This window comes from Hephaestia caeni, assembly GCF_003550065.1.
Taxonomy (GTDB): domain Bacteria; phylum Pseudomonadota; class Alphaproteobacteria; order Sphingomonadales; family Sphingomonadaceae; genus Sphingomonas; species Sphingomonas caeni_A.
In genome coordinates this window covers 637,107-650,528 of the sequence record NZ_QXDC01000003.1, presented here as the reverse complement: position 1 = coordinate 650,528, position 13,422 = coordinate 637,107, and the positions used below count along the sequence as shown (strand labels likewise).

Annotated in this window: 13 protein-coding genes; 1 reads left to right on the top strand and 12 read right to left on the bottom strand. The window is 64.8% G+C overall.

The genetic code is table 11. The annotated features are described in order from the left end of the window. Position 1 precedes the first annotated feature (1 nt). A complete protein-coding gene (locus tag DFR49_RS11535) occupies positions 2 to 646 on the bottom strand; it encodes a cation efflux transmembrane domain-containing protein (protein ID WP_119035855.1) in 645 nt (214 codons plus the stop codon). 40 nt (positions 647 to 686) lie between these two features. Then, a complete protein-coding gene (locus tag DFR49_RS11530; RefSeq protein WP_211314371.1) occupies positions 687 to 1,397 on the bottom strand; it encodes a class I SAM-dependent methyltransferase in 711 nt (236 codons plus the stop codon). 37 nt (positions 1,398 to 1,434) lie between these two features. On the opposite strand from DFR49_RS11530, the gene DFR49_RS11525 reads away from it, so the two are divergent. Continuing rightward, on the top strand, positions 1,435 to 1,854 hold the full coding sequence (locus DFR49_RS11525; protein WP_107394556.1) for a MerR family transcriptional regulator: 420 nt from the start codon (positions 1,435 to 1,437) through the stop codon (positions 1,852 to 1,854). Positions 1,855 to 1,954: 100 nt separating this feature from the next. On the opposite strand, the gene DFR49_RS11520 is transcribed toward DFR49_RS11525, so the two are convergent. The 10 genes from DFR49_RS11520 to DFR49_RS11475 form a co-directional block, all read right to left on the bottom strand. After that, positions 1,955 to 2,332 carry a copper-binding protein gene (locus DFR49_RS11520; protein WP_107394557.1) on the bottom strand — a complete coding sequence of 126 codons (378 nt, stop codon included), beginning with the start codon at positions 2,330 to 2,332 and terminating at the stop codon, positions 1,955 to 1,957. Position 2,333: 1 nt separating this feature from the next. Next, complete coding sequence (locus DFR49_RS11515; protein WP_107394558.1) at positions 2,334 to 5,471, bottom strand: efflux RND transporter permease subunit; 3,138 nt, start codon at positions 5,469 to 5,471, stop codon at positions 2,334 to 2,336. After that, complete coding sequence (locus DFR49_RS11510) at positions 5,468 to 6,937, bottom strand: efflux RND transporter periplasmic adaptor subunit (protein ID WP_107394641.1); 1,470 nt, start codon at positions 6,935 to 6,937, stop codon at positions 5,468 to 5,470. Before DFR49_RS11510 ends, DFR49_RS11515 begins: the two co-directional genes overlap by 4 nt. Beyond that, a complete protein-coding gene (locus tag DFR49_RS11505) occupies positions 6,937 to 8,163 on the bottom strand; it encodes a TolC family protein (protein WP_107394559.1) in 1,227 nt (408 codons plus the stop codon). The genes DFR49_RS11510 and DFR49_RS11505 overlap by 1 nt, the downstream gene beginning before the upstream one ends. 122 nt (positions 8,164 to 8,285) lie before the next feature. Next, positions 8,286 to 8,561: a hypothetical protein gene (locus DFR49_RS11500; RefSeq protein ID WP_107394560.1), complete on the bottom strand. Its 276-nt coding sequence runs from the start codon at positions 8,559 to 8,561 to the stop codon at positions 8,286 to 8,288. Positions 8,562 to 8,655: 94 nt separating this feature from the next. Further along, entirely contained in the window at positions 8,656 to 9,015 is a 360-nt protein-coding gene (locus tag DFR49_RS11495) for a hypothetical protein (protein WP_107394561.1), read from the bottom strand. A gap of 64 nt (positions 9,016 to 9,079) precedes the next feature. Then, a complete protein-coding gene (gene dmeF, locus DFR49_RS11490; RefSeq protein ID WP_107394562.1) occupies positions 9,080 to 10,036 on the bottom strand; it encodes a CDF family Co(II)/Ni(II) efflux transporter DmeF in 957 nt (318 codons plus the stop codon). A gap of 11 nt (positions 10,037 to 10,047) precedes the next feature. Next, positions 10,048 to 10,494, bottom strand: coding sequence for a DUF411 domain-containing protein (locus DFR49_RS11485; protein WP_424538717.1), 447 nt, complete (start codon positions 10,492 to 10,494; stop codon positions 10,048 to 10,050). 157 nt (positions 10,495 to 10,651) lie between these two features. Beyond that, positions 10,652 to 11,062, bottom strand: coding sequence for a Cu(I)-responsive transcriptional regulator (cueR, locus tag DFR49_RS11480; protein WP_107394564.1), 411 nt, complete (start codon positions 11,060 to 11,062; stop codon positions 10,652 to 10,654). Beyond that, positions 11,059 to 13,419 (bottom strand): heavy metal translocating P-type ATPase, encoded by a 2,361-nt coding sequence (locus DFR49_RS11475; protein WP_107394565.1) that lies wholly within the window; start codon positions 13,417 to 13,419, stop codon positions 11,059 to 11,061. The genes cueR and DFR49_RS11475 overlap by 4 nt, the downstream gene beginning before the upstream one ends. Between the last annotated feature and the right edge of the window lie 3 nt (positions 13,420 to 13,422).

Sequence of the window (13,422 nt, the reverse complement as noted above, 5' to 3'; positions counted from 1 at the left end):
ATCAGGCCGCCAGTGAATGCTCGCGCAACTCGGCGCGTGCTCCACGAAGGATCTCGTAGGCGGAATGGAGGAAGAGGAGCGCGATAACGGCCGCCACTGCCAGATCGGGCCAAGCGCTGCCCGTCCAGGCGACTAGCCCAGCAGCCCCGATCACCGCGACATTGGCGACGGCGTCGTTGCGGCTGAACAGCCAGACCGCCCGCACGTTGGCATCGCCCTCGCGGAATCGCGAGAGGACAAGCGCCGATACGACATTTACAAGGAGCGCGACCACGCCGATGCCGCCCATCAGTTCGGCCTCGGGGGCGACCGCCGTCAATGCGCGCCAGAACGCCACGCCGATCACGCCAAGACCCAGCGTCAGCAGGAAGATGCCCTGCACGAGCGCGATCCGCGCGCGCGCCGCCGCGGCCCAGCCAAGCGCAATCAAGCCGACAAGCGTGATCGTTCCATCGCCGACGAAATCAAGCGAGTCAGCCTTGAGCGCCTGACTATCGGCGATGAACCCACCGATGATCTCGCATGCGCCGAAGCCCAAATTGAGCAGCACGACGATCCAAAGCGCACGACGATAGGCCGGGTCTTTCTCGGCCCGCTTGCTGTCACCGGTGCAGCCGCAGCCGCCTGCTTCATCTGAATCTGCCATGCGTTCGCTTCTACAACCTCCAGTAACTGTAGAAGCAAGGCTATCTGCAATTGGTTCGCGTTATAAGCCCTTTGGAGCCTCCACCATGAACAGGGCTGATGGCGCCGGTGAGTGTCGGAACCACACGTTGCGGGATCACCGACGAACCCGAAATCTCAGTCAGAATAGCTTCGATCGCACCATCGGCGTTGGGCTGTGTATCGGCCACTCCGCCGAGGCACTGGACCGTCAGCCGGAAGAGCGATCGCATCACCAGCGATTCTTGCAGTGCATAATCGGCGATATTTAGCTGACCACCCGGCTTGAGGGCCGCCAACATTGCCGCTATCCCGCTTCGCTTGCCGGGCATTGGTATCTGATGGAAGACGAGACTGGATACCGTCTTATCAAATCGCTTGCCCGACGCGGCTGCATCGCTTGCGTAACCCTGCCGCCACTCGATGACGACGCCTTCTCTCTTCGCCTTGGCCTCCGCCCGGGCAAGAACGTCTGGATCGGGATCGAGTCCGACAATCCGCGAGCCTGGAGCCCATTGTTTCATTAGGATCGCAAAGCTGCCGGTGCCGCAGCCGACATCGATGATCGCCTCGCCGTCGCGCGGCGCGACCTGTTCGAGCAGTGCCGTCCGCCACGCACGCTCGCGCGTCAACAACCTTATGGCGAGATCATAGGCGCCGGTAAGGCCAGAGCGTCCGAGGGCAGGTGTGAAGGTCTTTTCGGCCAACGCAAGTCCTTTGGTTTGAGCCATCATCACTATACAATCTCCAGTGACTGGAGGATCAAGGCATATGACGAAGCGACTGGCGATCGGCGATCTGGCCCGGCAGACGGGTACCAAGGTCAACACCATCCGCTTCTACGAGGATATCGGCCTGCTTCCGCGCGCGGTTCGCACCGCCTCGGGCCGACGGTCCTATGGTATCCCGGACGTCCGCCGCCTCGCGTTCGTTCGGCACAGTCGCGCACTCGGCTTCTCGGTCGAGGAGATACGTTCGCTCCTCGCATTGTCCGATGAGCCCGAACGTGACTGCGCCGAAGCAGCCGCCATCGCTCGTCGGCATTTGCAGGACATCGAGACGCGCATCACCCGGCTCGAGACACTGCGCGACGCGCTCTCGGAGGTCGCCGTCTCCTGCGAGGGCGGCCGCGCCCGCGACTGCAGGGTGATCGAGGCGATCGCTGGCACCGACCTGCCTGTCACGGTCTGAGCGGTGAAGCGCGCGGTCGATCTCGAAGCTGAGCAGCGCAAAATCATCCAGCGGGCGATATTCGCAAGAGCTTTTTCTGATCCAATGCGACAACGGCAGCTTACTGTTTCTGTATGGCTGTTACCTCGCCGATGCCATCCTTAAGCGCGAGATCGAACGCAACCTTGTCCCCAACCGCCACGCTGTCGATCAGCGCCGGCGCGGCTTTGAACGCCATGGTCATTGCCGGCCAGTTCGCCTCAGCGATCGGTCCATGCTCAAGTGTGATGGTGCCGGCGGTCTCGTCGATCGCCTTCACCGTGCCGGTGCCCTTGGCGACCTTCGCCGTCTCGGCCGGCATCGCCATGTTGCCCATGTCTCCCGACATATCGCCCATCGTGGCGGACGCTTCAGCGGTATTGTCCGGCTTATCGGCATTCTGGCCGCAGGCAGCGAGCAGCACGGCGCTACCGAGCGCGAGAATGGATAGCGATTTCATTTCAGATCTCCTTTTCTTGGGTTGAACACGAGCGCTGCCGCATCAGCAGATAGGCGGCAGGAATGACGAACATCGAGAGCAAGGGGGCGGTGAGCATGCCGCCGATCATCGGTGCGGCGATCCGGCTCATGATCTCCGAGCCCGCGCCGCTACCAATCAGGATCGGCAGCAGGCCGGCGATAATCACCGCGACCGTCATTGCCTTGGGCCGGACACGCAGCAGCGCTCCCGCGCGGATTGCCGTCTCTACCTGATCGGACTGCGGCGCGGCACCGCGCTCGTCGAGGGCTTGCTTGAGGTAGATCAGCATCACCACACCGAACTCGGCCGATACGCCCGCCAGCGCGATGAACCCGACCCCGGTTGCGACGGACTGGTGGTAGCCGAGCAGATAGAGAATCCAGAAGCCGCCGGTCAGCGCAAAGGGCAGCGTGCCCATGATGAGCGCCGCTTCTCCAACGCGCCGAAAGATCAGGTAGAGCAGCAGGAAGATGATCGCGAGCGTCGCTGGCACCACCAGCTTGAGCCGGTCGAGCGCGCGTTGGAGATATTCGAACTGGCCCGAATAGGCGATCGAGACGCCGGGCGAGAGCCGCACGTCGCGGCCGACCGCAGTCCGAAGGTCGGACACGACTGAGGCAAGATCACGCCCGCGCACGTCGACATAGACCCAGGTCGAGGGACGACCGTTCTCGGTCTTGAGCATCGGCGGCCCATCGGCAACCCCGATCCGCGCAACGGTGCCGAGCGTGATTTGCTGGCCCGAGGGCGTCAGCACCGGCAAGGCGCGCAGCGCCTCCGGGCTGTCGCGCAGCTCGCGCGGATAGCGCACACTGATCGGATAGCGCGCCAGTCCTTCGACGGTCTGGCCGACAATCTCGCCGCCGATCGCGCCCGAGACGATCGCCTGCACGTCGGCGATGTTGAGCCCATAGCGTGCCGCTGCCGCACGGTTGATATCGACATCGATATAACGCCCGCCAGTCAACCGCTCGGCAAGCGCCGAGCTGACTCCCGGCACCGTCTTGGCGGCCCCTTCGATATCCCGCGCGATGCGATCAATCTCGGCGAGATTGCTGCCCGACACTTTGACCCCGATCGGGCTTTTGATCCCGGTCGCCAGCATATCTATCCGGTTGCGGATCGGCGGCACCCAGATGTTGGAGAGGCCGGGCACCTTCACCGCCCGGTCGAGTTCGTCGATCAGCTTTTCCGGCGTCATGCCCGGACGCCACTGGTCGCGGGGCTTGAACCGGATCGTCGTCTCGAACATTTCCAGCGGCGCCGGATCTGTCGCGCTTTCGGCGCGGCCGGCCTTGCCGAACACGCTCTGCACCTCGGGCACGGTTTTAATCATGCGGTCAGTCTGCTGGAGCAGCTCGGACGCCTTGGCGGCCGACAGTCCGGGCAGCGCCGAAGGCATATAGAGCAGGTCGCCTTCGTTCATCGCCGGCAGGAACTCGCCGCCGAGTCGTGACGCCGGCCAGGCGGTGGTCGCGAACACCAGTGCGGCGATTATGAGCGTTGTCTTGGGGCGCTTCAGCACCCAGTCGATCGCCGGACGGTAGGCCGCAGTGAGGGCACGGTTGACCGGGTTGGCCTGTTCGGATGGAATTTTGCCCCGGATCAGCCAGCCCATCAGCACGGGAACGAGCGTTACCGACAGGATGGCGGCCGCAGCCATCGTGTAAGTCTTGGTGAAGGCAAGCGGCGCGAACAGCCGGCCCTCCTGCGCCTGGAGCGTGAACACCGGGACGAACGACAGTGTGATAATCAGGAGCGAGAAGAACAGCGCCGGGCCGACCTCGATCGCAGCATCGGTGATGACGCGCCAGCGCGCAGAGCCTTCGAGCGTTTCGCCAGGATGCTCGTGCTCCCATCGCTCGATCGCCTTGTGCGCGTTCTCGATCATCACGATTGCGGCGTCGACCATCGCACCGATCGCGATCGCGATCCCGCCCAGCGACATGATGTTCGCGCTCACCCCCTGCGCGTGCATGACAATGAAGGCTGCAAGCACGCCCAGCGGCAATGTTACGATCGCGACCAGCGCCGAGCGGACGTGCCAGAGGAACAGCGCGCAGACGAGCGCAACGACAATGAACTCCTCGACGAGCTTGTGGGAGAGGTTCTCGATCGCCGTATCGATCAGCTGCGAGCGATCATAGGTGGGCACGATCGCGACCCCAGCGGGCAGGCTTTTCTTCAATTCCTCAAGCTTGGCCTGCACCGCCGCAATGGTAGCACGTGCGTCCGCGCCCGAGCGCAGGATGACGACGCCGCCCGCAACCTCGCCATCTCCATCGAGATCGGCAATGCCGCGCCGCATCTCCGGGCCGATCTGGATCGTTGCAACATCGCCCAGCGTCACCGGCACGCCGCCCGCAGCGGTGCGGAGCGGGATCGCGCGGAAATCATCGAGCGTCTTCAGATAGCCCGAAGCGCGGACCATATATTCGGCCTCGGCCAGTTCGACCACCGCGCCGCCAGCTTCCTGATTGGCTCTCTGGATGGCGGAAACCGCCTCTTGATGCGTCACGCCGAAAGCGGCCAACTTCACGGGATCGAGCACGACCTGATACTGCCTGACCATGCCGCCGATGCTGGCGACCTCGGCGACGCCGGGCAGGCTCTTCAGTTCGTAGCGCAGGAACCAGTCTTGCAGGCTGCGGAGCTGCGACAGATCATGCCCGCCGGTGCGATCGACCAGCGCATATTCATAGACCCAGCCGACGCCGGTCGCGTCGGGGCCAAGCGCGCTTCGCGCGGTTTCTGGCAGGCGTCCCTGTGCCTGATTGAGATATTCGAGCACGCGGCTTCGCGCCCAATAGAGATCGGTGCCATCCTCGAAGATGACATAGACGAAGCTGTCGCCGAAGAAGCTGTAGCCCCGGACAGTCTTTGCCCCCGGCACCGACAACATGGTAGTTGTGAGCGGATAGGTGACCTGGTTTTCGACGATCTGCGGTGCCTGGCCTGGCCATGACGTGCGGATGATGACCTGCGTGTCGGACAGATCGGGCAGCGCGTCGATCGGGGTCGCACGCAGCGCTGCGAAGCCGGCGACGACCAGTGCCAGCGCGCCAAGCACGACGAACAGCCGGTTGGCCGCCGACCAGCGGATGAGCGCGCCGATCATTGGCCTGCCTCGCGCGTCATGCTCCGGAGCGTCGGCCCTTGCGGCGGCTGATCGAAACCGAAGCGCACCCGGTCCCCGGCCTTGAACCCGCGGGCGAGCGCCGGATCGCCGAGCCGGAAGGTCATCGTCATCGCCGGCCATTGGAGCGCCGGCACCGGGCCGTGGGCCAGCGTGACACCATTGGCGTCGATCTTTTCGATCCGGCCGCTAGTCTCGTAGAGCCTGGTCAGCGCGGAGGCCGGAGCCATGCCGCCGATCGGCCGGGCCTCCATGCCCGACAGGCTCGCTTCGGAATCGAGCAGGAACTGGCCCGATGCCACCACCTTCTCGCCTTCGGACAGCCCCGCGAGGACTTCGGACTGTCCGTCGCTCTCATTGCCGATCCGCACTTCGGCAGGCTGGTAGCGGCCATTGCTCAGCGCGAGCATGACCAGAGTCCGGCGGCCGGTGCGGATCACCGCCTCGGTGGGAACGAGCAGCCCTGTGCGTTCGCTGCCGCCAAAATCGACATTGGCGAACATGCCGGGACGGAGACGCCCGCCCCGGTTGGCCAGTTCGATCCGAACGGTGAGTGTGCGGCTCTCAGCTTCAACGCTCGGCAGGATCGCGGCAATCCTCCCCGCGAAGCGCTCGCCGGGGTAAGCGGTCAACGTCGCGCTGGCCGTCTGGCCGGGACGAAGCTGGCCCGCCATCCTCTCGGGCACCGCGGCGTTGAGCCAGACGGTGCCGAGCCCATTCACCTCGGCAAGAGTCTGGCCCGCAGCGACGGTCATGCCAGCGCGCACACCGAGCGTCTTGATTACGCCGCCGGATGGCGCGGAGAGCGTCACAATGTTGTGCGGGCGTCCGCCGCGTTCGACTGCGGCGATAGTGCCCGCCGGCATGCCGAGCAGTGTCAGGCGTTGCCGCGCAGCGCTTATCATTGCCGCATCGCCGGTGCGCCTGACCGCCAGATACTCGCTCTGCGCCCCCGCCCATTCGGGAACGAGCAGGTCGGCGAGTGGCGCGCCCGCGCCGATTACATCTCCGGGTGCGCGGGCATAGACGCGGCTCACGAAACCGCCGCTACGCGCCTGAACAATTGCGACGTCCCGCTGGTTGAAATCGATCGTGCCGGTCGCCGTGAGCGCGCTTGAAAGCGTCCCCCGTTCGGCTGCAACCACCCTGATCCCAAGATTCTGCGCGCGCGCCGGATCGATGCGGATGCCGGCTTCCCCGCCTGCCTCGTCAGCATATTTGGGAACGAGCTGCATATCCATGAAGGGCGACTTGCCGGGCTTGTCGAAGTGTTGCGACGGCACCATCGGATCATACCAGTAGAGCACCTTGCGGCCGCCCTCGGCAGCAGCCGGCATGTCGCCCGGATGGATCAATGTTGCGATGCCGTAACCGGTCGCGCCCGCGACGAGTGCGAGCGTGGCCGCCGCGAGGCCAAGCCGCGCTCGGCGGGAAAGTTCAATCGTCATCATCGGTCATCTCCATAGGTCAGCACGAGCCGGGCGGCATCGCGCGCCACTGCCGCTTCGCGGTCGAGGGTGGACAGAGAAGCGTCGGCGAGCATCGCCTGGGCAGCAATCATGTCGGTCAGGCTGGCCCGCCCGGCGGCATAGCTGGCGATTTCCAGATCGGCGCGCTGGCGGGCGAGCGGCAGCAGCGTATCGCGGGCGCGCTGCCATTGTTCATGATGCATCAGATGATCGGCGATCCCCGCGTCGAGATCGGCCATAAGGCCACGGCGGACATTTTCCTCATCGGCACGCGCGGCGCCCGCATCGGCGATGCTCGCATCGATCATGGGATTCTGACGCTTGCTGGTGAACAACGGCAGTGTGACGGTCGCGCCGATCGAGACCATGTCGCCGTAGCGCTCGGCGCGCCGCCCATAAGAAAGATCGAAACTCCAATCAGGACGCTTCTCGGCGCGTGCGACGGTCACGCCTGCCTCAGCCTGACTTGTGCGGGCTATGGCGGCAAGGAGAGTCGGATTGTGCTCGATCGCGCCGCGCAGCCTGTCGGGATCGACAGCGAAATCGGGGATCATGCCTTCAGTCTCGGGATGGGGATCGCCGGTCCAGCGCGCGAGGACTGTCGTGGCCCGCGCGACATCCGCGACAACCTGGCTTCGGCGGTCTTTGAGGTCCGCGATCGCCTGGCGGATTTCGAGAGCCTGCGCCGGGCGGGACGTGCCGGACGCCATGCCGGCCACTGCGGCCGGCGCCAGTTCGCTCAGGCGGCCGAGCACGTCGTTGATCGCTGTCAGCCGTTGCCCGGCATAGGCGAGATCGATCCAGGCAAGTGCGGTTGCGACCCGGATTTCGCGCGCTTCAACGACACGGTCAGCCTCGGCGACGTCGATATCGGCCTCAGCGCGGCCGGTGCGCGCGTGGCGCTTGGCGAGATTGGGCACGTCCTGACTAATGCCGACCCGCGCCATCGTCATGCTCTCGCCGGCGTAGGTGAAGGCAGGCGGCCCCGAGACCGGAAAATTGTCGAGCGCAACTCCAAGTCTGGGGTCGGGAAGCTGGCCGGCGGCCGTCGCAGCGGAGCGGCGGGCGTCGACGGCCAGCGCACGCGCCTGGAGCGATGGCGCTTCATCCGCCGCGCGCGCCAGCGCCTCATCAAAGGTTAGCGGATCGGCGAAAGCCGCCGCAGGTATCGCCGCCAGGAGCGGCGCGAAAAACAGCAGTCGCATGGAAATTTCCTGCTCGGAAGCGACCGATGCGCGAGAGAGCGGTCAACCGCTGCACCGGCGGAGCATCGCGGCTCCGCCGGCGCCGATATCCGGCCCGGCACAATCGGCCAGAGAGCCAGCCTTCAGCTGGCCGACGGTGCGGCGCTCCCAGGCTGCATGGGTTTCATGCAGTCATCGGCGCTCATCTTCATCATGTCGCAGTCGCAGTTCGCCATCTGCGGATGATCGGGCACCCAGACCCGCTTGTGCGTCGGGCCGGTGCTGCGCGGGCCGGGTTGTGGCGCGTCACGCCATTCATAGTGGCCGGAGCCTCGCTCCTGCGGGCTGTCAGCGGCAAAGGCGGTTGCGGGGGCAAGCAAGGCTGCGCCGAGCGCGGCGGCAATCGTGAACGTCTTCATGACGAATATCCTTAGGTGATCTGGAACTGGCCGGACGCGAGGCGAATGGCCCGCGACCATGCGGGCGCCGCGTTCGCGGCGCGCCCGGCGGCGATCAGCCGAGGATGATGGGGGGTTCGGGCTCGGGAGTGAGATCGTGCCCGAGGAGCGCGGACGAGATAGACCAATAGTCTTGTTTGCTCACCATGGGCGTGGAGCCGACCAGCTTAGCTGGGTCTTTCAGGAGCGGCAGCGCGCAGCCCATCGCAAATATGCAATCGAGCGTCAGGCCATTGCAGGGCTTCTTCTCCTGTTTGGCGGGATGCTGGCCCATCATCTCCATGCAGTCGGCGCTCATTGCGGCAGCCGGCGCGGCTGCGGCCACTGAGACGGGCGCAGCAGTGGCTACGGTCTGTTCTCCCAGCAAGCCGAACAGCGCTCCAAGGAGGAGCAGGAGGGGAAGCGCGCGTTTCACGACGTGCTACGTTTAGCCGATCGGCGCGGGAGCGGCAACGAAAAGGAGGGATTTCCGCCGGCGGTCATGCCACTTTGCGCAATCGGCGATGGGTGCCGTGGCAGCGATGCACCTCTACGGTCACATGGACGAGTTCCTCGTGAATTTTCAGGCGGTCAGCATAATCGGCCGGGGCGAGCGGGTCGGCGACCACCAGCGAAATGATCGCCGCGTAGCGGCCCGGACCGACGCGCCAGACATGGAGATCGGCGATCTGCGCATCACCATCGGCAAGCGCCTCGCGGATCTCCGACTCCAGCGCCGGATTGGTGGAGACGTCGAGCAGAATCGCGGCGGTATCGCGCAGCAGTCCCCAGGACCAGCGGGCAATGACCAGCGCACCGACGATTCCCATCGCCGCGTCCATCCACACCCAACCAAGGAAGCGACCCGCGAGCAGTGCGACGATCGCGAGCACCGATGTCAGCGCATCGGTGAGCACATGCGCATAAGCGGAACGCAGATTGTTGTCGGCATGCGCATGGTGGTCACCATGGACATGATCGTGCGACTGACCGTGATGATGTCCGCCACCAAGCAGCCAGGCGCTCGCGAGGTTGATCGCGAGCCCGAGACCCGCGATCCACAACGCTGGTGCATAGTCAACCTTGGCGGGCGCAAACAGGCGGCCGACAGACTCGACGCCGATGCCGAGCGCAATCAGCGCCAGAATGAGAGCGCTCGCGAAGCCCGCGAGATCGCCGACCTTACCGGTTCCAAAGGTGAAGCGCGGATTATCGGCATGGCGCCGCGCGAAAGCATAAGCGAGCGCCGCTACACCGAGCGCTCCGGCATGCGTCGCCATGTGCAGTCCGTCGGCCAGCAACGCCATCGAACCGGTGATCCATCCGGCGGCGATCTCGATCACCATCATCGCCGCGGTCAGCGCTACCACCCAACGCGTTCGGCGTTCATGCTCGTCGTGGGCGTCGCCGAGGAAGATGTGGTCGTGCCGGTGGTTTGAGAGGGTTTCGCTGTGCATCGCAGTGCTCTCTATCCGTTGTGGCGGGCAAAAACCTTCTTGCCGCCCGGCCCGAAGGCGACGACGGTGAAGGACTGCGGCCGCTGACCGGGGACTTCCATGCCCGGCGAACCGAGCGGCATGCCGGGGACGGCCAGACCGGTCACTCCGCGCGGGCGCTGCGCGAGTGCGCGCTTCATGTCGGCGATCGGCACATGTCCTTCGAACACGATGCCGTCGATAATCGCGGTATGACAAGAGGCAAGGTCCGGCGACAGGCCGTAGCGCCGGTGGAGCGCGGCTCGGTTCGTATCATCCGTCATCTGAACCTGCCGGCCGAACTGCGCGCGCACCTGCACCGCCCACTGCTCGCAGCATCCACATCCAGGATCGCGGTGGACAGCGATCTGCTGCGCTGCCAGCGCGCTTGCCGGCACGGCGAGCGCAACTGCCGTCAGAAATGCCTTGATGGGTCTCATTTGCATTCTCCTTGTCCCCACCACGCCCGCTCCCTGCACAAATGGGCGGCATCATGGCGAGCTTTATGTGCTCAAAGTTCCTCCGCGTATTTTATTTGCGTGCGAGGACCGCATTTATCGGATCGATCTCCTGCACCTCGACGATGCTAGTGGATGCTCATCTGTCCACCTGTCCCTTGTCGGCATCGGCTAGCCTGTCGATGATCGGGCAGTCGGGGCGCGCATCGCCGTGACATCGCTCGGCAAGATCGAGCAAGGTGCGACGCATCGCTTCGAGCGCTTTGACCTTGCCGTGCAGTTCTGCGGCACGCGCGCTGGCCAGCGCCTTGACCTCCGCGCTCGACCGGCTGCGATCGCTCCATAGCGCCAGCAATGTGCGGATTTCCTCAATGGGGAAGCCCAGATCACGCGCATTGGCGATGAAGCGCAGGCGATGCACATCCGATGGCGAATAATCGCGATAACCGCTGTCGCGCCGCGCCGGCGCCGGCACCAGCCCGATCTTCTCGTAATGGCGGATCATCCGCTGGGAGACCCCGCTCGCTTCCGAGGCATGGCCGATGTTCATATGACCTGCCGGTTCAGCCGCAAGGCGTTCGTAACCACGCTCACCGATGAGAGCGCCATCGCCGCCGCCGCGATAATCGGCGACAACAGGATGCCGAACACCGGATAGAGCACACCGGCTGCCACCGGCACGCCAGCCGCATTATAGATGAACGCGAAGACAAGGTTCTGGCGGATGTTGGACATGGTTGCCTCGGACAACCGCCGCGCCTTCACGATTCCGGTGAGATCGCCTTTCAGCAGCGTCACGCCTGCGCTCTCGATGGCCACGTCAGTGCCCGAACCCATGGCGATGCCCACGTCGGCCACAGCCAGCGCCGGCGCATCGTTGACGCCATCGCCAGCCATGGCGACTACACGTCCTTCGTCCCTGAGACGGGCGACTACGCCGCTTTTCTGGTCCGGCAGAACCTCGGCTTCGACATCATCGATACCCAGGCGTTTGGCGACAGCTTCCGCTGTCCTGCGGTTGTCGCCCGTCAGCATCACCACCCGGATGCCCTCTGCTTTCAAAGCGGCTAAAGCTTCCGGTGTTGTCTGTTTGACCGGATCGGCAATCGCGAAGACGCCAGCCACCTTGCCATCGACACCGATGAAGATCGCCGTCGCACCGTCACGCCGCAGCGTATCGGCCTGTGCGGCAAGTGCTTCAGCTGCGATCCCTTCGTCCGCAAGGAAGCGGGCATTGCCGAGTATGATCCGGCGACCATCCACGACGCCGAGGGCGCCGCGTCCGGTTGGGGAATCAAAATCGCTGACCTCGGCCGGCGCGATGTCGCGCTCTTTCGCGGCTTCGACGATCGCCAGTGCGAGCGGATGCTCTGAGGCGCGCTCGACCGATGCGGCGAGCCGCAGGATTTCCGCATCCTCAAATCCAGAAGCTGACAGGATTTCGGTGACGGCGGGGCGTCCTTCGGTGAGCGTGCCGGTCTTGTCGACAACAAGCGTGTCGACTTTCTCCATATGCTCCAGCGCTTCGGCATTCTTGATGAGGACACCCATGCTCGCGCCGCGACCGACGCCGACCATGATCGACATGGGCGTGGCAAGGCCGAGCGCACAGGGGCAGGCAATGATGAGCACGGCGACGGCGGCGACAAGACCATAGGCGAAGCGCGGCTCCGGTCCCCAGATGCTCCAGCCCGCGAAAGCGAGGATCGCGACGAGAATGACAGCGGGGACGAACCAGCCTGAAACCTGGTCCGCCATGCGCTGGATCGGCGCGCGAGAGCGCTGCGCTTCAGCGACCATCTGGACGATCCGGGCCAGCATCGTGTCACGGCCCACCTTGTCGGCAGTGATGATGAGCGCGCCGGTCTGGTTCAGCGTGCCGCCGATGACCTTGTCGTCCTTCGCCTTGGTGACGGGCATCGATTCCCCCGTCACCATGGATTCATCGAGCGAAGAGCGGCCATCTTCGACGATCCCGTCAACGGGCACTTTCTCCCCCGGACGCACACGCAAGCGGTCGCCGACTGCCACGAGATCGAGGCTGACCTCCTCCTCGCTGCCATCGGCGGCAATACGCCGCGCCGTCCGTGGAGCGAGATTGAGCAGCGCCTTGATCGCGCCGGACGTGCGTTCGCGGGCGCGCAGCTCAAGCACTTGCCCCAGCAGGACAAGAACCGTGATGACCGCCGCCGCCTCGAAATAAACGGCGACCATGCCATCGTTCCCGCGAAAGGCAGGGGGGAATATCTGCGGCGCCAGCGTTGCGACGACGCTGTAAGCCCAGGCGACGCCGGTCCCCATCGCGATCAACGTGAACATATTGAGGTTGCGCGTCTTGAGCGATGCCCAACCGCGCTCGAAGAAGGGCCACCCGGCCCAGAGCACGACCGGGGTTGCCAGCACGAACTGCACCCATATCGAAACCTGCATGGGAATGAGATGGTGCAGTATCGGAAAAAGATGCCCGCCCATTTCCAGCGCGAAAACCGGAATGGCCAGCGCAAGGCCGATCCAGAAACGCCGCGTCATGTCGATAAGCTCAGGACTCGGCCCGGCATCCGCCGTTACTTGTGCCGGCTCCAGCGCCATGCCGCAGATCGGACAGGCGCCCGGATGATCCTGGCGGACCTCGGGGTGCATCGGGCAAGTCCAGATCGTGCCCGCCGCCGCGTCGTCGTTGGGCGCGGAAGCAGGATTCAGATAGCACGCCGGATCAGCGACAAATTTCTCACGGCAGCCAGCGCTGCAAAAATAATATGTCTCGCCATCGTGGTCAGCACGATGCGCGGCAGTCGCAGGATCGACGGTCATACCGCACACCGGGTCCTTTACGCCCGAGGCAGGTTTTCCGGCGCCGTGGTTGCCGCAGCAGCCGTGTCCGTGCGCCGCAGGTGTTGCCTTGTCCATCGC